This window comes from Ectobacillus soli (assembly GCF_042610425.1).
Classification (GTDB): Bacteria; Bacillota; Bacilli; order Bacillales; family Bacillaceae_G; genus Ectobacillus.
In genome coordinates this window covers 1-20,229 of sequence record NZ_JBGJZM010000003.1, presented here as the reverse complement: position 1 = coordinate 20,229, position 20,229 = coordinate 1, and the positions used below count along the sequence as shown (strand labels likewise).

The 20,229-nt window shown below is 39.4% G+C and carries 17 protein-coding genes, 1 rRNA gene and 1 riboswitch; of the genes, 3 read left to right on the top strand and 15 right to left on the bottom strand.

Annotated features, from left to right (window positions below; all coding sequences use genetic code 11):
- The gene (gene pcrA, locus ACAN53_RS14690) at window positions 1-2,205 is read right to left on the bottom strand and encodes a DNA helicase PcrA (protein WP_379970901.1); all 2,205 of its coding nucleotides are present in this window, start codon (window positions 2,203-2,205) and stop codon (window positions 1-3) included.
- 13 nt (window positions 2,206-2,218) lie between these two features.
- Window positions 2,219-2,908 carry a heptaprenylglyceryl phosphate synthase gene (pcrB, locus tag ACAN53_RS14685; RefSeq protein WP_379970900.1) on the bottom strand — a complete coding sequence of 230 codons (690 nt, stop codon included), beginning with the start codon at window positions 2,906-2,908 and terminating at the stop codon, window positions 2,219-2,221.
- Window positions 2,909-3,170: 262 nt separating this feature from the next.
- Between pcrB and ACAN53_RS14680 the strand changes: the two genes are divergently transcribed.
- Window positions 3,171-3,530, top strand: a complete 360-nt coding sequence (locus ACAN53_RS14680) for a YgaP family membrane protein (RefSeq protein ID WP_379970899.1) — start codon at window positions 3,171-3,173, stop codon at window positions 3,528-3,530.
- Window positions 3,531-3,555: 25 nt separating this feature from the next.
- Here ACAN53_RS14680 and purD read toward each other — a convergent pair whose 3' ends face one another.
- The 12 genes from purD to purE form a co-directional block, all read right to left on the bottom strand.
- Window positions 3,556-4,830: a phosphoribosylamine--glycine ligase gene (purD, locus tag ACAN53_RS14675; protein ID WP_379970898.1), complete on the bottom strand. Its 1,275-nt coding sequence runs from the start codon at window positions 4,828-4,830 to the stop codon at window positions 3,556-3,558.
- Window positions 4,831-4,842: 12 nt separating this feature from the next.
- Entirely contained in the window at window positions 4,843-6,375 is a 1,533-nt protein-coding gene (gene purH / locus ACAN53_RS14670) for a bifunctional phosphoribosylaminoimidazolecarboxamide formyltransferase/IMP cyclohydrolase (RefSeq protein ID WP_379970897.1), read from the bottom strand.
- Window positions 6,372-6,950, bottom strand: a complete 579-nt coding sequence (gene purN, locus ACAN53_RS14665; RefSeq protein ID WP_379970896.1) for a phosphoribosylglycinamide formyltransferase — start codon at window positions 6,948-6,950, stop codon at window positions 6,372-6,374. Before purN ends, purH begins: the two co-directional genes overlap by 4 nt.
- Entirely contained in the window at window positions 6,947-7,987 is a 1,041-nt protein-coding gene (purM, locus tag ACAN53_RS14660; protein ID WP_379970895.1) for a phosphoribosylformylglycinamidine cyclo-ligase, read from the bottom strand. Before purM ends, purN begins: the two co-directional genes overlap by 4 nt.
- A gap of 170 nt (window positions 7,988-8,157) precedes the next feature.
- Window positions 8,158-9,567, bottom strand: coding sequence for an amidophosphoribosyltransferase (gene purF / locus ACAN53_RS14655; RefSeq protein ID WP_379970894.1), 1,410 nt, complete (start codon window positions 9,565-9,567; stop codon window positions 8,158-8,160).
- Window positions 9,552-11,768 carry a phosphoribosylformylglycinamidine synthase subunit PurL gene (gene purL / locus ACAN53_RS14650; RefSeq protein ID WP_379971095.1) on the bottom strand — a complete coding sequence of 739 codons (2,217 nt, stop codon included), beginning with the start codon at window positions 11,766-11,768 and terminating at the stop codon, window positions 9,552-9,554. The genes purF and purL overlap by 16 nt, the downstream gene beginning before the upstream one ends.
- Window positions 11,752-12,432 carry a phosphoribosylformylglycinamidine synthase subunit PurQ gene (gene purQ / locus ACAN53_RS14645; protein WP_379970893.1) on the bottom strand — a complete coding sequence of 227 codons (681 nt, stop codon included), beginning with the start codon at window positions 12,430-12,432 and terminating at the stop codon, window positions 11,752-11,754. The genes purL and purQ overlap by 17 nt, the downstream gene beginning before the upstream one ends.
- Entirely contained in the window at window positions 12,429-12,683 is a 255-nt protein-coding gene (purS, locus tag ACAN53_RS14640) for a phosphoribosylformylglycinamidine synthase subunit PurS (RefSeq protein ID WP_379970892.1), read from the bottom strand. The genes purQ and purS overlap by 4 nt, the downstream gene beginning before the upstream one ends.
- Window positions 12,676-13,395, bottom strand: coding sequence for a phosphoribosylaminoimidazolesuccinocarboxamide synthase (gene purC / locus ACAN53_RS14635; protein WP_379970891.1), 720 nt, complete (start codon window positions 13,393-13,395; stop codon window positions 12,676-12,678). Before purC ends, purS begins: the two co-directional genes overlap by 8 nt.
- An 88-nt stretch (window positions 13,396-13,483) precedes the next feature.
- The gene (gene purB / locus ACAN53_RS14630; RefSeq protein WP_379970890.1) at window positions 13,484-14,779 is read right to left on the bottom strand and encodes an adenylosuccinate lyase; all 1,296 of its coding nucleotides are present in this window, start codon (window positions 14,777-14,779) and stop codon (window positions 13,484-13,486) included.
- Complete coding sequence (purK, locus tag ACAN53_RS14625) at window positions 14,776-15,918, bottom strand: 5-(carboxyamino)imidazole ribonucleotide synthase (protein WP_379971094.1); 1,143 nt, start codon at window positions 15,916-15,918, stop codon at window positions 14,776-14,778. The genes purB and purK overlap by 4 nt, the downstream gene beginning before the upstream one ends.
- Before the next feature lie 8 nt (window positions 15,919-15,926).
- On the bottom strand, window positions 15,927-16,385 hold the full coding sequence (gene purE / locus ACAN53_RS14620) for a 5-(carboxyamino)imidazole ribonucleotide mutase (RefSeq protein ID WP_379971093.1): 459 nt from the start codon (window positions 16,383-16,385) through the stop codon (window positions 15,927-15,929).
- Window positions 16,386-16,509: 124 nt separating this feature from the next.
- A riboswitch (purine riboswitch) is annotated at window positions 16,510-16,611 on the bottom strand.
- A gap of 308 nt (window positions 16,612-16,919) precedes the next feature.
- On the opposite strand from purE, the gene ACAN53_RS14615 reads away from it, so the two are divergent.
- The gene (locus ACAN53_RS14615) at window positions 16,920-17,498 is read left to right on the top strand and encodes a DUF5317 domain-containing protein (RefSeq protein ID WP_379970888.1); all 579 of its coding nucleotides are present in this window, start codon (window positions 16,920-16,922) and stop codon (window positions 17,496-17,498) included.
- A gap of 613 nt (window positions 17,499-18,111) precedes the next feature.
- The gene (locus ACAN53_RS14610) at window positions 18,112-19,602 is read left to right on the top strand and encodes a bifunctional diguanylate cyclase/phosphohydrolase (RefSeq protein WP_379970887.1); all 1,491 of its coding nucleotides are present in this window, start codon (window positions 18,112-18,114) and stop codon (window positions 19,600-19,602) included.
- Window positions 19,603-20,135: 533 nt separating this feature from the next.
- Here the strand turns inward: ACAN53_RS14610 and rrf are convergent.
- Window positions 20,136-20,229: ribosomal RNA gene (rrf, locus tag ACAN53_RS14605) — 5S ribosomal RNA — on the bottom strand; the annotation flags it as partial.

Genomic DNA, 20,229 nt, shown 5'->3' with positions numbered 1-20,229 from the left:
TCACACTTTTGAAATCGGCGCAAACTTTGCTAATAATCGTTTGATTCCGGTTGGACTAGGAAATGCAATATCTAGCTCCATTCCCTCATTTTCCCCTTTTACACTCACAACCGTACCGATGCCCCAAATTTTGTGCGACGCTTTGTCTCCTACTTGCCAGCCCAATTGCTCCCCGCCTGTCGTTTTATACGGCGTTTGAATAATGCGACTAGATTTAGAAGATTTAGCAGATGTCACAGCTGTTTTTTTCTTTTGCGGAACATGGTGAAGCGGCTCTACTAAATTAGCGGGAATTTCTGATATAAAGCGGGATTCTGGATTCATATTTGTTTTTCCGTAAAGCGTACGCATTTGTGCGTTGGTCACATATAGTTCTTCCTCAGCACGTGTAATAGCAACATACGCAAGACGTCGTTCTTCTTCCATTTCATTTTCGTCCATAAGAGAACGAAGATGTGGAAAAATACCCTCCTCAGCTCCCGCAATAAATACAACAGGAAACTCAAGTCCCTTTGCAGCATGCATGGTCATAAGCAATACTTCTTCTTGCGTTGTTTCCTCATCCAGTTTATCAATATCTGCTACTAGAGCAAGATCTGTTAAGAAGGAAACTAGACTTTTATCTTCACTTGTATCTTCAAAGCTTCGTGTAACGGATAAAAATTCGTCCAAGTTTTCTAAACGGGATTGTGCTTCTAATGATCGTTCATTTTTTAACATTTCCCGGTATCCAGTCTTATCTAGCACTTCTTCAACCAGTTCGGTAACAGATACGTAATCACTCATTTGAATCCAGCCTGATGTTTGTTCATGAAATTGTGTTACGGCAGCCGTGATCCTTCCACTTAAACCAGCGAAGTCAATTTGCGATAGTACTTCAGATAAGGGAAGATTTTGTTCTGTTCCGTAATTTATGATTTTATCAATTGAAGATGCTCCAATTCCGCGTTTTGGTACATTTATAATTCGTCTAAAGCTAATTTCATCGTCTGGATTTGAAATAAAACGAAGATACGCTAAAATATCTTTAATTTCTTTCCGGTCGTAGAATTTCGTTCCACCGATCATTTTGTACGGAATATTTGATTTCAGCAGTACTTCTTCTATTACACGAGATTGCGCATTTGTCCGGTATAATATGGCATAGTCATCATACTTATGTTTACCTGCTGCCACTTGCTCGCTTATTTTTTTTGCAATAAAATACCCTTCGTCTTGTTCCGTCACAGCACGATAATAGGAAATCGTTCGTCCTGTTTCATTTTCCGTCCATAGTTGCTTTGGCTTCCGATTGCTGTTGTATCCGATTACGGCGTTTGCTGCTTGTAGTATATTTTTTGTGGAACGATAATTTTGTTCTAGCATAATCATTTTTGCATTCGGATAATCCTTTTCAAAGGAAAGGATATTGGTAATATCTGCCCCGCGCCAACGATAAATCGATTGATCGGAATCGCCCACTACACATAAATTCTTAAGTCGCTGCGCAAGCATCTTGATTAGTATATATTGTGCTTTGTTTGTATCTTGATATTCATCCACATGAATGTATTGAAATTTACGTTGGTAAAACTCTAATACTTCCGGCACCCGTTCAAACAATTGAATAGTCGTCATAATGAGATCGTCAAAATCAAGAGAACTGTTTTTTCGCAATCGATTTTGATATTCGTCGTAGACATCACTCACCAACTGCTCATACGGATCAGCAGAGGCTTCTTTCGCAAATTGCTTGGGTGAAATTAATTCATTCTTTGCACTGCTAATACTTCCTATTAGCGCGCGTGGATCAAATTTTTTCGGATCAATATTACGCTCTTTCACGATTGTCTTCATAACAGAAAGCTGGTCACTACTATCAAGAATCGTAAAGTTACGGTTCATCCCGATACGGTCAATATCACGTCGTAATATACGTACACACATGGAGTGGAAGGTTGAAATCCATACATCATTGGCATCCGCCCCAACAAGCTTATCAATTCTTTCTCTCATTTCACGAGCTGCTTTATTCGTAAAGGTAATGGCTACAATATTCCACGGAGCTATTCCTTTCTCTTGCAGTAAATACGCAATACGATGCGTTAATACCCGCGTCTTCCCACTTCCTGCTCCAGCCATGATTAATAGTGGGCCCTCAGTTAGTTTGACTGCATTCTGCTGCTCTGTATTTAAGCCAGCAAGCATGTTTTCAATGTTGTTCATCTTGTCACCTTCCTTACTTCCCTTTTACTGCTCGTACTGTTTTTAATGCTTCTTTGATGTTATCATATACTAAATTCCCGATGACAATCGTATCTGCATACTGAGCCATTTCAATTGCCTGCTCAGCCGTTTCAATTCCACCACCGTAATAAAGCCGTGCATGTTCTAAGTTCTGTTTCACTTGCTTCACAATATTTAGATCTCCGTACATTCCACTATATTCTAAATAAAAAATAGGAAGATGAAGTAGCTTATCTGCAAGATGTGCATACGCCACTACATCGCTTTCATCAAGCTCACAATTTGCTTCAGTTAGCTTTGCTACCTTCGAATCAGGGTTACATACGCAATACCCTTCCATCAAAATTTCTTCCCAGTTCATGACATCTCCAAATTCTTTCAATGCTTTTTGATGAAGTCCTGTAATCCATTCCGGGTTCTGACTGTTCAAAACAGAAGGTATGTAATAGTAATCAAACCCTGGTGTTAAAGACTCTAAATTCGATACTTCTAGCACACAAGGAACACTATATCTACGAATGCCTGCGAGCATATGTAATACATTATCTAATGTTATTCCATCACTTCCGCCTACGATCACAGCATCCGTTCCAGACTCACAAATTTGTTCTAACTCCTGATCGCCTAACTCTTTATTAGGGTCAAGCTTAAACACATGTTTCCATTCATGTATATCGTACATGGACACACCTCTTTCTTACATTGTGCATTATTACATTATACCAAAGAATTGTGGATTAACGAACAGGTGAAATGTATATTTCCAGTGTACCTATGCTCATTTCACTTTGTAAAACCCCGTTGATTTTTTGCGAAAAAACCAGATTTTTAACTGTTAAAGTGGCTAAAAGTTGGATGGTATAGAGAGAAATTTGAAGTGAGACAATACATAATGAAATAGAATTTCTATTTCACATGTTACGTCTAAGAAGGAGCTGGTTACCGTGTTGAAACCAAACATTGGCACATTAAATGCCCTCATCCGCATTACAATCGGCTTCGCAATGCTGAGCTTTGCCACGGCAAGATTAGTGCGTAAGCCTTGGTGTCTAATGTCCAAGATTGCAATCGGTTTAGGGGCTATGAAAGTTGCAGAGGGAATTGTACGTTTCTGTCCCATCACAGAAGCATGGAAGTTAAGCCGTTATATGAATATGATGAAAAAGCCTACTGAACACGAATCCTCGAATGAGCATTCAGATACTGCCTATGAAAAAAAAGATGCCAACCCATCTTCCCAGCATTTCGATGCTTCGGATGATAAAATAGAAGCAAAGATTGCATCAGACATTTTGGGATTATGATGAGAAAAAAATGGCTAGCACAATGCTAGCCATCATTTCTTTCAATAAAGTCGATTGCTTTTTGTCCAATATCGGAGCGGTAAAACAACCCATCACTTTTAATATGTTGTAATTCTTTATATACTTGCTCTTTCGCTGACGCCAAATCTTTGCCACGGCTTGCTACAAATAGAACGCGTCCTCCATTATTTACAAAGACACCATCCTTCATTTTCGTTCCAGCATGAAAAATAAGTGCTTGTTCACTGTATTCACCAAAGTTAATCGTATACCCTTTCTCATAAGCTTCTGGGTATCCTTTTGATGCAAGAAATACGCCTACTACCGCTTCACCTGACCATTGTAAAGATAACGGCTTTTCGTCAAGAACAGCTGTCATCACTTCCACTAGATCGTTTTCTAGGCGCGGTAACACCACTTCCGTTTCTGGATCCCCGAAGCGGGCATTAAATTCAATAACCTTCGGACCAGATGCTGTTAAAATAAGACCGGCATATAAAATACCTGTAAACGAACGATTTTCCTTAACCATCGCTTGTGAAACGGGATGAAGAATCGTTTCAACCGCAACGTCCACAACCTCCTGCGGAATTTGTGGGACAGGAGAATAAGCACCCATTCCGCCTGTATTCGGTCCTTTATCTCCGTCATACGCACGCTTATGGTCTTGTGAAATGACCATTGGATACACCGTTGTACCTTTTACAAAAGCCATTAAAGAAAATTCTTGTCCATCTAGAAATTCTTCGATAACAACCTTCTTACTTGCGTCTCCGAATTTAGCATCTTGTAGCATATCGTAAACCGCTGCAAGCGCCTCTTCTTCTGTCATCGCAACGACAACGCCTTTTCCAGCAGCTAGGCCATCCGCTTTAATAACAATCGGTGCTCCGACCTTTTTCACATAGTTCGCCGCTGCCTCATATTCCGTAAACGTATCATATGCTGCTGTCGGAATGTCATACTTCTTCATAAGTTCCTTCGTAAACGCCTTGCTGCCTTCAATGATCGCAGCTTCCGCACGAGGTCCGAAAATACGAAGTCCGTTTTCCTCAAAGTGATTAACAATACCTGCAGTTAGTGGAACTTCAGGACCAACTACTGTAAGTCCAATTTCGTTCTCCTTCGCAAATGCGACTAATGCAGTAAAATCGAGTTCATCAATGGAAACGAGCGTTGCTACATCCGCCATTCCTTCATTTCCCGGCGCTACATATACAGTCGAAACTTGAGGGGACTGCGCTAGCTTCCAAGCTAACGCATGCTCCCGGCCACCCCGTCCAATTACTAATACGTTCATGCATCTTCCTCCTTAGTGCTTGAAGTGGCGCACTCCCGTGAACACCATCGCAATGTTATATTCGTCGGCTTTCTTAATGGAATCCTCGTCGCGAATACTTCCGCCCGGTTGAATAATTGCTGTAATTCCTGCTTTTGCAGCTGCTTCTACTGTATCAGGCATTGGGAAGAATGCATCCGATGCAAGAGCAGAGCCTTCTGCCTTTTCACCCGCTTGCGTAATCGCAATGTTTGCAGAACCAACGCGGTTCATTTGACCTGCACCTACGCCAATTGTCATTTGATCTTTAGCTAGTACAATTGCATTAGACTTCACATGCTTTACTACTTTCCAAGCAAGCTTTAAATCTTCCCATTCTTTTTCAGTTGGTTGACGCTTCGTAGGATATGTAACCGTTGCATCTTCAAGAGAAACTGCATCCTCGTCCTGCATTAATAAACCACCACGAACGGAAGTGAATTTACGGTTTACTTCTCCCTTTTCTAAATCCACTGTAAGAAGACGAAGGTTTTTCTTGCTTGTTAACACTTCAATTGCTTCTTGAGTGAAAGAAGGTGCCATGACAATTTCTAAGAAAATTTCATGCATTTTTTCTGCTGTTGCTTTGTCTACTTCACGATTTGTAGCAATGATTCCTCCGAAAATAGAAACAGGATCTGCGGAATAGGCGCGTTCGTACGCTTCAAAAATGTCTTTTCCCGTGCCAACGCCACATGGATTCATATGCTTAACTGCTACGACTGCTGGCTCTGCAAATTCCTTCACGATATCTAGCGCAGCATTTGCATCGTTAATATTATTGTAAGATAGTTCTTTCCCGTGTAATTGCTCTGCATACGCGATCGAAGAAGTCACTTTAAATGGACTCTTGTAGAACGTTGCCTTTTGATGCGGATTTTCTCCGTAGCGTAGGTCTTGTTTCTTTTCAAACGTTAGCGTAACCGTTTCTGGGCTTTCTTCTCCTACTTGCTTCGTTAAGTATTCGGAAATAAGGGCATCATACGCTGCTGTATGACGGAATACCTTCGCTGCTAGTTTGCGTTTTTGCTCTTTTGATACTTCTCCGTTTTCTTTCAATTCCGCTAGTACGATTTCATAGTCTTTTGGATCAACGATGACGGATACATATTCATGATTTTTCGCAGCAGAACGAATCATCGTAGGTCCGCCGATATCAATGTTTTCAATTGCATCTTCAAAGGCAACATCTGGCTTTGAAATCGTTTCTTTAAATGGATATAAATTCACGACTACGAAATCAATTGGTTCAATGCCTAGTTCCTTCATTTGCGCCATATGTGTTTCGTTATCACGTACTGCAAGCAAACCACCATGAATAGAAGGATGAAGAGTTTTCACACGACCATCCATAATTTCAGGAAATCCTGTTACTTCAGAAATTCCAATTACATCTACGCCGTTTTGTTGAAGTAATTTATGTGTACCGCCTGTTGAAATAACTTCGATTCCTTGTTCCTTAAGACCCTTTACAAATTCCACAATCCCTGTTTTATCTGATACACTTACTAACGCACGCTTTTTCATCGTTTTATCGCCCCTGTTACTAGATTTGAAATCGTTTCGATATATAGTTGATGCTCTACTTGCTGAATCTTTTTCTGTAAGCTATCATGCGTATCATCATTATCTACTGTAACCGCTTGTTGCGCTATAATCGGACCAGTGTCCATGCCTTCATCGACATAGTGAATCGTCACACCCGTAGTAGCTGCGCCTGCTGCAATTGCTTGGCCAATCGCATCCTTACCTGGAAAATTAGGAAGTAAAGACGGATGAATGTTCACAATATTCCCGCCGTAAGCACCAAGTAATGTATCGCCAATCAGACGCATATACCCTGCGAGAATAACCCAATCTACTTCATACTTACGAAGTTGTTCGATTACTTCTGTCTCGAATGCTATCTTGCCGGGGTAGCTTTTCGGATTAAATACAAACATCGGAATGTTATGTGCCATTGCCCGTTCTACTACTTTTGCCCCAGGTTTATCACATACAAGCAACCGTATTTGTGCGTCCAGCTTGCCCGCCTCAATTGCATCGACAATCGCTTGAAAGTTAGATCCGGTACCAGATGCAAATACTGCTAATCGGTTCATTCTACCTGACCCCCGCCAAACGTTACACCTTCGCCATTTATTGCTCTACCAATCACATAAGCCTTTTCTCCTTGTGATGCAAGCACGTCCATAGCTACTGCAAGATCTGCCTCTTTAACAGCAAGGACCATTCCAATTCCCATGTTGAAAATGTTGAACATGTCCATGCGATTTAGCTTTCCTGTTTCTTGTAGCAAGTCAAAGATTGGTAGGATTGGCCATGAACCATAGTCAATTTCAGCCCCGATGCCTTCTGGCAACATACGTGGAATATTTTCAATGAAGCCTCCGCCTGTTATATGAGCAATGCCCTTAACTTCAACCTTCTTTAATACTTCCAAAACAGATTTCACATAAATCTTTGTAGGACGAAGCAATTCTTCACCTAAGATTGTTTCTAAAGAACCATAGACTTCCTGTAAAGAGAGCTTTCCGTCTTCAAGAAGAATTTTACGTACTAGCGAATATCCATTGCTATGAATGCCGCTTGATGCAAGACCAATGAGCACATCTCCATTTGCAATATGTTGTCCGGTGATAAGTTTTTTCTTATCCACAATCCCTACTGTAAATCCAGCAAGATCATATTCATTTTCTGCGTACATACCTGGCATTTCAGCTGTTTCTCCGCCGATTAACGAACAGCCTGCTTGCTGGCATCCATCTGCTACCCCTTTAACAATACTCTCAATACGAGCAGGATCAGCCTTCCCGCACGCAATATAATCTAAGAAGAATAACGGCTCAGCGCCTTGTGCAACGATATCATTGACACACATTGCAACCGCATCAATACCAATGGTATCGTGCTTGTCCATCATAAAAGCAACCATTAGCTTCGTTCCTACCCCATCCGTTCCTGAAACGAGCACTGGCTCTTCATGCTTAAAAGCAGAAAGATCGAACATACCTCCGAAGCTTCCGAGTCCCCCAAGCACCTCTTTACGCATCGTCTTCTGAACGTGCTTTTTCATGCGGGAAACCGCTTCGTATCCTGCCTCAATATCCACTCCTGCTTGCTTATACGCATCTGCCATTATGGTTTATCTCCTTTCTATTAAGAAAACGGACATGACCTACCTAATACTACTCAAAAGCATTTTCTCTCTTTGTAGCAGGCCAGATCATCATCCCAAATATCTTATATATAAACACAGGAAATGACTTAAAAAGGGAAGTTCTCCTCTTTTCAAGTCAAACCTGTCTGTTAGTCCTTTTGATGTACGAGTTCATCCTCGTATGTTGGTGTCGGATATTTTCCATTAAAGCAAGCCATACACTGCCCACGACATTCACTCGACTGCTGGCTTCCAATTACTTCTTCAAGTCCTTCTTCACTTAAAAATGAAAGGGAGTCTGCACCAATGATTTCCCGAATTTCTTCAACAGAATGCTTAGATGCGATAAGTTCTTCACGCGTTGAAGTATCAATGCCGTAATAGCAAGGATTTACAATTGGCGGTGACGCTATGCGAACATGCACTTCTGATGCCCCTGCATCGCGAAGCATTTGCACAATACGACGGCTTGTAGTACCACGCACGATGGAATCGTCGATCATCACAACGCGTTTCCCCTCAACAATACCGCGTACAGGAGAAAGTTTCATTTTCACTCCACGCTCACGAAGTTCCTGAGATGGTTGAATGAACGTACGTCCAACATAGCGATTTTTAATCATTCCAAGTTCATACGGAATACCAGAAGCTTCTGCAAAGCCAATTGCAGCTGAAATACTGGAATCCGGTACTCCTGTTACTACATCTGCTTCAACTGGCGCTTCTTTCGCTAGTTGTTTCCCCATACTTTTCCGTGCTGCATGTACATTAATACCATCAATGTTGCTATCCGGACGTGAAAAATATATATATTCCATACTACAAATTGTATGCTTTTTCGGTTCTGCAAACCGATGAGCTTCTATACCTTCATCTGATATAGCCAGCATTTCACCCGGTTCTACATCGCGAATATACGTCGCTCCAACGATATCTAACGCACATGTTTCAGAAGCAACAACATAAGCATCATCTAATTTACCAAGTACAAGAGGACGAAATCCATTTGGATCAAGGGCTGCAATCATCTCATGATCAGTCATGATAAGGAATGCGTATGCACCTTGTAATTTATTTAGCGCAACCTTTACTCGTTCTACTAATGGAAATTCACTATGACGCTTTAATAAGTGCGCAAGTACTTCCGTATCCGATGTTGTTTGAAAAATACTGCCTTGCAATTCAAGTTCTAATTTTATTTTATTTGCATTAACAAGATTCCCGTTATGTGCAAGCGCGAGGCTCCCTGTCAGAGAACGGAAGAGAAGGGGCTGTACATTTTCATAACCTCCGCCTCCTGCTGTCGCATAACGAACATGGCCAATAGCAGAATCTCCGCCTAGTTTCTCAAGCTCTCCATGAGAGAATACTTCGGTAATTAACCCAAGGCCCTTATGTCCTTGTAGTTTTTTCCCATCATTAACAACAATTCCTGCTCCTTCTTGACCACGGTGTTGCAAACTATGCAATCCATAATACGTAAGTTGTGGAGCATTATGATGACCCCAAATCCCAAACACACCACATTCTTCATTCAAGCCTTTTATTTCAGCAAGCATGGAATAGCTCCTTTCCAAGCATCTACCATTTCATTTACGAATACATCTACAAGAATTTTTTCACCCTTTGTAATCGTAAGTTTAGCAGCATTTGTAACTTCGCCAATAAGGTTTGCTTCTACGACTTTTTCAAATGCTTCTTTGTTTTCAGCTTTAACAGATACAACAAAGCGAGATTGTGACTCGGCAAATAATTCTGTTACTGCTTCGCCCTTTACCTGAACTGCTGCACCAAGTGCCTTAGCACCAATCAGTGATTCTGCAATCGCTACAGCAAATCCGCCTTCTGCAATATCATGTGCAGATTGAACGAGACCTGTTTGAATCGCTGCAAGCAATTGCTGTTGTCTTGTTGCTTCCACTTTTAAATCTATGCTAGGGGATGGGCCTGAAATTCTGCCATCAACCATTTTTTGCAATTCACTACCACCAAATTCTTCTTTCGCTTCACCGATTACATAAATAAGATCGCCAGCTTGTTTAAACTCTTGTGTTGTCACATGTGCGATATCATGAACAAGTCCGACCATACCAACTGTTGGTGTTGGATAAATAGCTTCACCGCTTCGTTCATTATAAAGAGAGACATTTCCACCAATAACCGGTGTTCCAAGTTCTATACATGCTTCGCTCATACCATCAGCGGATTTTTCAATCTGCCAGAAAATTTCTGGTTTTTCTGGATTTCCGAAGTTTAAGCAGTCCGTAATGGCTAGTGGCTCAGCACCAGAACATACGATATTACGTGCAGCCTCTGCTACAGCAATTTTTCCGCCTTCTTCTGGATTTAAGTAAATATAACGAGAATTACAGTCCGTTGTCATGGCAAGTGCCTTCTTTGTACCACGAACACGTACAACAGCAGCATCCGATCCTGGCATAACAACTGTATTCGTACGTACTTGATAATCGTATTGATCATAAATCCACTCTTTGCTTGCAATCGTAGATTGACTTAAAAGAGCAAGTAATGTTTCTTTATAATCTTTTACGTTTGGAGTTTCAATCGTCATTCCTTGGAACTTAGCAAAGTAAGCTGGCTCTTTAGAAGGCTTATGATAAACAGGAGCTTCCTCTGCAAGTGCATCTACCGGAACCTCTGCCACCTTTTCTCCTTTATGGAACAGACGCAGCATTTTATCATTTGTTACTTTTCCAATTGCAACTGCCGCTAAATCGTATTTCTCAAACAAATCAACAATTTCTTGTTCGCGGCCTTTCTTAACAACGATTAGCATACGTTCCTGCGATTCAGAAAGCATCATTTCATACGCTGTCATACCTGTTTCGCGCTGAGGTACATCATCCAAATACATTTCAAGTCCCATACCAGCTTTACTTGCCATCTCTGCAGCTGAAGATGTTAATCCCGCTGCTCCCATGTCCTGAATACCGACAAGAGAGTCAAAATGAACAAGTTCAAGACAGGCTTCTAATAATAGTTTCTCCATAAATGGATCCCCTACTTGTACTGCAGGACGCTTTGATTCAGATTCAGTAGATAGTTCCTCTGAAGCAAATGTAGCACCATGGATTCCATCGCGTCCCGTAGAAGCACCTACGTACATAACCGTATTACCTTCGCCGTGCGCCTGTCCTTTTTTAATATCACTATGGTTAATAAGGCCTACGCACATCGCATTAACCAACGGATTTCCTTCATAGCATGGATCGAATTGTACTTCTCCCCCTACAGTTGGAATTCCAATGCAGTTTCCGTATCCTGCGATACCAGCAACGACTTCTTCAAATAAATATTTCACGCGCGGGGAAGTAAGTTCTCCGAAGCGTAAAGAATCTAATATAGCAATGGGACGAGCACCCATGGAAAATACATCGCGAATAATTCCACCTACACCAGTTGCAGCTCCTTGATAGGGTTCAATTGCTGATGGATGGTTATGACTTTCAATTTTAAATACAACCGCTTGTTGATCGCCAATATCAACGATACCAGCACCTTCACCCGGTCCTTGTAAAACGCGTTCGCCTGAAGTTGGGAACTTGCGAAGCACTGGTTTCGAATTCTTATAGCTACAATGCTCAGACCACATTACAGAGAACAATCCAGTTTCCGTATAGTTCGGTTGACGACCAATTATATTCTTTACCATTTCAAACTCTTCGTCTGAAAGCCCCATCTGTGCGTAGAGTTTTTGTTCTTGAATTTGCTCCGGACTCGGCTCATGCTGTAACATTATGTGTTTCCCTCCAAGCTTTTAAAATTGATCGAAATACTTTCAATCCGTCATCTCCGCCTAAAAGCACATCAACAGCACGTTCTGGATGCGGCATCATGCCGAGAACATTACCTCGTTCATTCGTAATTCCTGCAATATCTGAAATGCTTCCATTTGGGTTATCCACATAACGGAACGCAATTTGATGATTTTCTTCAAGTGTTTTCAATGTTTGTTCATCACAATAATAGTTTCCTTCGCCGTGAGCAATTGGAATTTGAATAATCTCTCCCACTTCATATTCAGATGTAAAGAGCGACGTATTTTCAACACGCAATTCTACTGTACGACACATAAACTTTAAATTTTCATTTCGCATTAAAGCTCCAGGCAAAAGGCCTGCTTCGACTAAAATTTGAAAGCCATTACATACACCAAGGACTGGCTTTCCTGCATTTGCAGCTTCGATGACTGCATTCATGACGTTTGAAAACCGTGAAATAGCTCCGCAACGAAGATAATCGCCATACGAAAATCCACCTGGAAGAAGGATTGCATCGTACCCATCTAAACTCGTTTCATCATGCCAAACATACTCCACTTCTTCGCCTAGTTCATCTTGAATCGCATGATACATATCTACATCACAATTTGATCCTGGAAAAACGATTACGGCAAATTTCACTGCGTAACTACCTCCTCGATTTCATATCGGTAGTCTTCAATAACAACGTTTGCTAATAATTTTTCGCACATTTCTTTCACCATGCTATCCACATCAGCATTTTTGTCATCAATTACAACTTCCATATATTTTCCGATTCGTACATCCTGTACTGAAGTAAAGGATAAACTATGCAACGCATTCTTCACTGCTGTTCCTTGTGGATCTAATACGCTCTCACGAAGTGTTACATATACCTTTACTTTATACATGTGAAACTCCCCCTAATCGTTTTAAGATTTCCTTATAAGCGTCCGTCAAGTTTCCAAGGTCTCTGCGGAATACATCTTTATCAAATTTTTCATTCGTTTCTTCATCCCATAAGCGACAAGTATCTGGAGAGATTTCATCGGCAAGTAATAATTCGCCTTCCTTTGTTATCCCGAATTCTAATTTGAAGTCTACTAATCTGATCTTGCAGCTTGCAAAATGTTTCTTCAATACTTCATTCACACCTAATGCTAACGTACGAAGTTGTTCTAATTGTTGCGGCGTTGCAACATTTAAAACGCGAATATGATCTTCTGTTACAAGAGGATCGCCAAGGTCATCATCTTTATAATAAAACTCTACAATCGGAGCTTCTAATGGAGCTCCTTCTTCAAGTCCAAGACGCTTTGCAAAGCTTCCAGCAATTATATTACGAACAACCACTTCAAGAGGAACGATCGTTACTTTCTTTACAAGCTGCTCTGTATCAGAAATTTTTTCAATAAAGTGGCTAGGAATGCCTGCATCCTTCAGCTTAGTAAAAAGAAGCGTAGTAATTTCATTATTTAAATGTCCTTTACCAGCAATTGTCGCTTTCTTTTCACCATTAAAAGCTGTAGCACTATCTTTATATTGAACCCATACGACATCTTCTTGTTCTGTACGGTACATAATTTTTGCTTTTCCTTCATATAACTGCTCTAGCTTTTGCATGTTATAAGCCCCCTGGTTTTTTTAATAATTATGAATCCTCTGATTACATGAAAGGCACAGAGTTTCAGTCTGTGCCTTATTTAAATGATTAGTTTAAGCCAAGTCGTTTGAAAATCGTATCTACATGACGAAGATGGTGTTCATAGTTAAAGCATTCGTCAATTTCTTCTTGGGACAGCTTGCTCGTAATGGTTTCATCGGCTTCCACAAGCTCTTTAAACTGAACTTGCTTGTCCCATGCTTCCATTGCTTTCGGTTGAACGGTGTCATATGCTGCCTCACGTACCATTCCTTTGTTGATTAAGGAAAGCATAACGCGTTGTGAATAAATAAGTCCAAATGTACGAGTCATATTACGTTTCATATTTTCAGGGAAGACCGTTAAATTCTTCACGATATTTGCAAAGCGATTCAACATATAGTTAAGCGCAATCGTAGCATCTGGTAATATCACACGTTCTGCAGAGGAATGGGAAATATCACGTTCATGCCAAAGTGGAACATTTTCATATGCTGTTTGCATAAAACCGCGAATCAAACGTGCCATACCAACCATATTTTCTGAACCGATTGGGTTACGTTTATGAGGCATTGCAGAAGATCCTTTTTGTCCTTTTGCAAAGAATTCTTCCACTTCGCGTGTTTCACTCTTTTGCAATCCACGAATTTCAACAGCCATTTTTTCAATGGATGTCGCAATTAAAGCAAGTGTTGCCATATAATGTGCATGACGATCACGTTGCAACGTTTGTGTAGAAATAGGAGAAGCTTCAAGTCCAAGCTTTTCACACACATATGCTTCGATAGAAGGATCAATATTGGCATACGTACCAACAGCACCAGACATCTTACCAACGCGAACGCCATCAGCGGCTTGCTTGAAGCGCTCTAGGTTCCGTCTCATCTCTTCATACCAAAGTGCTAACTTTAAACCAAATGTCGTTGGCTCTGCATGTACACCGTGCGTACGACCCATCATTACCGTATACTTATGCTCGTTCGCCTTATTCTTTAACACTTCGATAAAAGCAGTAATATCTTTTAATAAAATATCATTCGCTTGCTTAAGTAAAAATGATAATGCAGTATCTACCACATCAGTTGAAGTTAATCCATAGTGTACCCATTTCCGTTCGTCACCTAGTGTTTCCGAAACGGCTCTTGTAAATGCGACTACATCATGGCGCGTATCTTTTTCAATTTCATAAATGCGGTTAATATCAAATGAAGCTTTCTCTCGAAGTTTCTTCACATCTTCTTTCGGAATATCTCCAAGCTCAGACCAAGCTTCGCAAGCAAGAATTTCTACTTCTAGCCAAGCGTTAAATTTATTTTCTTCTGTCCAAATTGCTCCCATTTCTGGGCGTGTATAGCGATTAATCATCGTTTTCCCTCCAACCATTGTTCTTCGCGTTCCCAAATGCGAAGTGAACGTGCTTTGTCCATAGCTTCGTTTGTGTCTTGCGCTAGAATATTAAGGTGACCCATCTTCCGTTTGACCTTAGCCTCTGCCTTTCCGTACACATGCAACTTGCATGATGAAAATTGGTCAATCTTATGAAAGACTTCTTCTATATGTTCTCCTAAAATGTTAAACATGACAACCGGTTTTAACAAAGAAGTTTCTCCAAGTGGCCATCCGCAAATAGCAAGGATATGCTGTTGAAATTGACTTGTCTCACAAGCATCCATCGTATAATGACCTGTATTATGCGGTCTAGGCGCTAATTCATTGACAAAAATGCGCTGATCCTGCGTTACAAACATCTCAACCGCTAAAATCCCGATTAAGTCAAGCTCATTCGCAAGCGTTTCCGCGCACAAAACAGCCTGCAATTGAACCTCGTCGGAAATACGAGCAGGAACAATAGATGAATGCAGGATATTTTCAACATGGATATTTTCCGCTACCGGAAATACGCTTGTCTTACCATCAATCCCTCTTACTACAATCACAGAAACTTCTTTCTCAAATGGAACCCAGTCTTCTAAAATACATTCACGCTCTGCGATAAGCTGCTTTGCTTCAACTAAATCTTCTTCACTACGGAGTACAACCTGCCCTTTCCCATCATAGCCCCCTGTGGTGGTCTTTAACACACAAGGATAGGAAAAGTCTTGAATACCCCGGAGTAAATCTTCCTCTTCCTGAATAAGACGAAATGCCGCAACAGGAATACCCGCATTCATAATCGCATTTTTCTCGGTATATCGGTTTTGCGTTACATGTAGCAAGTGGCTACCTTGAGGCAAATACGCATGCTCCTCAATCCACTGCAAACAGTCATAATCAATATTTTCAAATTCATATGTGATCACGTCACTGACGTTGGCTAGCTCCTCGATTGCCTTTCTATCATTATAGGCAGCAACGATTTCAATGTCTGCTACCTGTGCACAAGGAGAATTAGGTGTTGGATCTAGCACAGCAATGCGAAACCCCATCTCTTTAGCAGAAAGAGCCATCATTCTACCAAGCTGACCGCCACCGATAATCCCAATCGTCTGACCAGGAATAATCATCTTCTTCTTCATAGTTCACTGTCCTCTAATACTTTTCGTTTCATTTCGTCACGTCGCTTTTCTAACGCATTATAAATCGTATCATCGAAAGCCCCTAGCATTTCAGCAGCTAGTAAGCCAGCATTGACAGCCCCAGCCTTTCCAATTGCAACTGTAGCAACTGGGACACCACCTGGCATTTGTACAATTGACAATAAAGAATCGAGCCCATTTAATGCTTTCGACTGAACAGGAACACCGATAACAGGTAGCGTCGTTTTGGCTGCAATCATACCAGGCAAATGCGCCGCGCCTCCTGCCCCAGCAATAATTACCTTCAACCCTCTATCACGAGCAGTTTCAGCATATTCAAACATATAATCCGGTGTACGATGTGCTGAAACAACCTTTTTCTCGTAAGGAATAGCAAGCTCATCCAACACATCACACGCATGTTTCATCGTTTCCCAATCCGATGTACTTCCCATAACAACTCCGACTACTGGCACTGTCCATACCTCCTGTCCTATAAAAAATGCCCAAGCAGAACACAACCCCATACTTAGGGAAAGTATTCTACTCAGGCATACTACTCTCGCACAAACGAACATAAGCTGAGTAACTTTCCCTCATAGTCCAACGATTTACGGTCATTAGGTAGAAACTTGCGAGCCATATTCCCGCTATTATATGAGGTGTTCGTATTTAAATTATCCATCGTTATAATATCAAATTCATATAAGGAGTGTCAATGAAAATCGAACGTTTACAGAAACAAACAACAAAATCATTCGTATTTCACAAATTTGACAATCCATTGCACCCTATAAATTCCAACAGGAAATTTATTTATATTAAGATAATATTTACATTAGAATATATTGACAGAAAAACCATCATACGAGTATCATATAAGTATTATTTATACGTCAACATTCGCTAATATACTACTCATTTCGCTATTATGTCCTTTTTATTGTTCAAGTTTAATATTCGAATTTACAGAATGGATGGAAATTACTATGGTACTTGATGGAATGATTATCTCAATCATTGTAGGTTTTATAAGAAGAGGCAACCTAAAGGAGTTAGCAAACTTACGAATTAAAGGCGGGTTAATCTTTCCAATTCTATTCGTATTAGAAATACTGATTTTTATATTTCAAAACCGTTTTCCCACTCTTCTATTTTTAAGCAATTATATTTACATCTTTATTTATGTATTAGGACTTATATTTTTGTATTTAAATCGGAACTATAAAGGATTCAAGCTAATTTTACTTGGCGTATTTTTAAATTTTCTAGTCATGGCAATTAATGGTGGAAGAATGCCCGTTTCTTTAGATGTAGCGTATATGATTGATCCAGTAAATGCTGAATATATAAAAAATGGCGGCATGTATGCCAAACATCAAGTTTTAACAGCTAATACGCACCTTGGTTTTTTAGGCGACATTATACCAATCACGCATCCTTATCCAAAAATGCAAGCAATCAGTATTGGTGACGTTATTATGAATATCGGTATCTTTATCTTTGTCCAATGGCTTATGGTAACAAAACACCGAACTCATTTCGTTAAAGGAGGTGAAACTACATGAAAAAAGTACTAACAAGTCGTATTTTTTTTAACGCTATTATTTTAGGGTCTCTTATTGTTGCTTTAACTTCAGGGTGGCGATTAGGTTAATAGGATAACACTAAAAAAATCAAGTGATAGCAGTATGTCATATTAATCCAGAATAATTGGTTGCTACATTTTACTTTGCCAATTAAAATAGGATTATCGCATACTGCTGTTTCATTCTTGTTTACTATTTAGTTTCCTTTAACATATTTAACTAATGAGAGTGAGCGTTAAAAATAACTATGAATAGTATAAAATCCCCCGTTAGTCTTTATATTTTTCTCGTTTCTACCATCGGTATAGCATTAAATCTTATTTTTTCAATTCATACTTTATTCTCTACAAATCAGTTATATTTAAAAATAATTTTGAGTGTTTGTGTGATTCTGATTAGTTATTACACAATTCAGTTACCTCCAAAAGGAAATGCTATATGTCTTGATTCAGCAATATTTATCGCAACATGTTTTCTTCTTGGATTAAGTTTTTCATTAAATCTAATTTTTCTATCATTTTTCTCACATATGTTGATAAATAGAAAATTAGAATGGTATAAACACATTTTTAATCTCAGTATGTATAGTATCATGATGATAAGCTCCTATCATATTTATCTGGCTATCGGAGGTGATATCGGTAAATACAGCAATATCTACATAATTCCAACAATATTTGCTTTTTTTTCATACTTTATTATTAACACATTCTTAATCGTTATCTATTTTGTATTTCTAACAAAAGAAAAAGTGAAAGCGATTATTTCATTAATGTTTGGAGAGAGTTTAGCTCTATATCTTAGTACTTTATTATTTTCTATTATTTTAATAGCTACTGCTTCTTCATTAGGGCTATTTGGATATTTTATATTTGTTAGTGTATTGATATTATTATCAATCGCATTTCGACAGCATTTTACGTTATATCAAAAAGCTAACAAAAGAGCTAACATTGATTTTCTTACAGGCCTTAGCAATCATGGCTATTTTAAAGACACATTAGAGGAAAAGGTGAAAGCCGCTAATGCTTTAAATCAACCATTAAGTCTTGCTATTCTTGATATCGATGATTTTAAAAAATACAATGATTTTTATGGACATTTGCAAGGAGATGCTCTGTTACAATTTTTTGGTTCATTTCTTGAATCTGAGTGCAAGAAACATGATTACTTTGTTGCACGGTATGGTGGTGAGGAATTTACGATTTTGATGCAGAATACGTCAATTAAACCGGCTACTTTCTTTATTGATCGTCTTCGTAAAAAGTTAAATGATACATATTTTGATGGTGTTGAACGTCTTCCTTATCATTGCTTATCATTCTCAGCTGGGATTTCAGAATATAATAAAGATTTATACGATTCTCAAGAATTGTTAAAACGTGCAGACATTGCGATGTACAATGCGAAAGAGCAAGGGAAAAACATGATACATATTGCCGATGATAAACTCGTGAATTCAGTGAAAAAAACCGTGTCCTTTGAAAAAGAATTGCATGAAATGGAACAAAAGCTCAGTATCTTTCTTTCTAAGGATGTTTATACGTATCGTCATAGCAAACGTGTATACAAATATGCTGTTGATTTTAGTAGCGAGCTTGATTTAACTGACGCAGAGCGCAAAACATTTATTTTAGGTGCATTGGTTCACGATATTGGAAAGCTAGAAATTCCACGGGATATTATTAATAAAAAAGGAAAATTAGATCCTCACGAATGGGAAATCATGAAAAAACATACCATATGGGGAAAAGAAATTATTTCGACAAACAAAAATTTCGATGATCTTCTTCCTATCATTGAACTTCATCATGAAAGATTCGATGGAAAAGGGTATCCATATGGCTTAAAGGAATATAAAATACCAAAGCTTGCTCGCATTTTATCGATTGTTGATTCATTTGATGCCATGACCACGGAACGACCGTATCAAAAAACAAAAACCTTAACAGAAGCTATACAGGAGCTTCGCGATTGTGCAGGTCTACAGTTTGATCCAGAATATGTGGAACCATTTATTTGTTTGATTCAAAAAGCGTATGCCCTTAAGCTTGAAATGGAACAAACAACAACAGAAGTTTGATAGTACTTTCTTAAATAAACTCTCTTAATAAACACGAAAAGAATTGTGCATGTAGCATCATAGTCTGTATTTGCGAGTACTCGATAAAGTTAATTTTCCGCTAATAAAGATGTCTATTTCGCTGACACCTACTTTGATGAGCTAGGATAAAAGATAATTATATGATGAATAAACAAATAAGGAGCCTGTTTTATTAAAAACAGACTCTAAATTTATTAGATAAAATCAGAAGGAACCGTATTTTCTCCTAAACTGACGGAAAGTTCCACAAGATTTTTTCTTTATGTTTGTGTATGTACAGACCAGTAGTACCCCACCTATTATTAGTAGGATCATTCCTATTACTCCCTAATTCGTCCAATAGCTTTCGTTTGTAGTGTGCCTGCTTTCTCATTTGACTGGTTTCTGGTTTAATGGTTGTCCATTTTACAAACAAGCATTCCTTTTCTCATATGAACCATCAACGCTATACATTTCTTTAAAAATAGACATAAAAAAAAAACCACTCGTCAATTTGACGAGTAGCTTTTTTTGCCTAGCGACGTCCTACTCTCACAGGGACAAAGTCCCAACTACCATCGGCGCAAAAGAGCTTAACTTCCGTGTTCGGTATGGGAACGGGTGTGA

Bases quoted from the DNA above. Each gene is read 5' to 3' on its own strand.
- pcrA (WP_379970901.1), bottom strand. From the start codon at position 2,205: ATGAACAACATTGAAAACATGCTTGCTGGCTTAAATACAGAGCAGCAG.
- pcrB (WP_379970900.1), bottom strand. From the start codon at position 2,908: ATGTACGATATACATGAATGGAAACATGTGTTTAAGCTTGACCCTAAT.
- purD (WP_379970898.1), bottom strand. From the start codon at position 4,830: ATGAACGTATTAGTAATTGGACGGGGTGGCCGGGAGCATGCGTTAGCT.
- purH (WP_379970897.1), bottom strand. From the start codon at position 6,375: ATGAAAAAGCGTGCGTTAGTAAGTGTATCAGATAAAACAGGGATTGTG.
- purN (WP_379970896.1), bottom strand. From the start codon at position 6,950: ATGAACCGATTAGCAGTATTTGCATCTGGTACCGGATCTAACTTTCAA.
- purM (WP_379970895.1), bottom strand. From the start codon at position 7,987: ATGGCAGATGCGTATAAGCAAGCAGGAGTGGATATTGAGGCAGGATAC.
- purF (WP_379970894.1), bottom strand. From the start codon at position 9,567: ATGCTTGCTGAAATAAAAGGCTTGAATGAAGAATGTGGTGTGTTTGGG.
- purS (WP_379970892.1), bottom strand. From the start codon at position 12,683: ATGTATAAAGTAAAGGTATATGTAACACTTCGTGAGAGCGTATTAGAT.
- purC (WP_379970891.1), bottom strand. From the start codon at position 13,395: ATGCAAAAGCTAGAGCAGTTATATGAAGGAAAAGCAAAAATTATGTAC.
- purB (WP_379970890.1), bottom strand. From the start codon at position 14,779: ATGATTAATCGCTATACACGCCCAGAAATGGGAGCAATTTGGACAGAA.
- purK (WP_379971094.1), bottom strand. From the start codon at position 15,918: ATGATTATTCCTGGTCAGACGATTGGGATTATCGGTGGCGGTCAGCTT.
- purE (WP_379971093.1), bottom strand. From the start codon at position 16,385: ATGGGAAGTACATCGGATTGGGAAACGATGAAACATGCGTGTGATGTG.
- ACAN53_RS14615 (WP_379970888.1), top strand. From the start codon at position 16,920: ATGGTACTTGATGGAATGATTATCTCAATCATTGTAGGTTTTATAAGA.
- ACAN53_RS14610 (WP_379970887.1), top strand. From the start codon at position 18,112: ATGATGATAAGCTCCTATCATATTTATCTGGCTATCGGAGGTGATATC.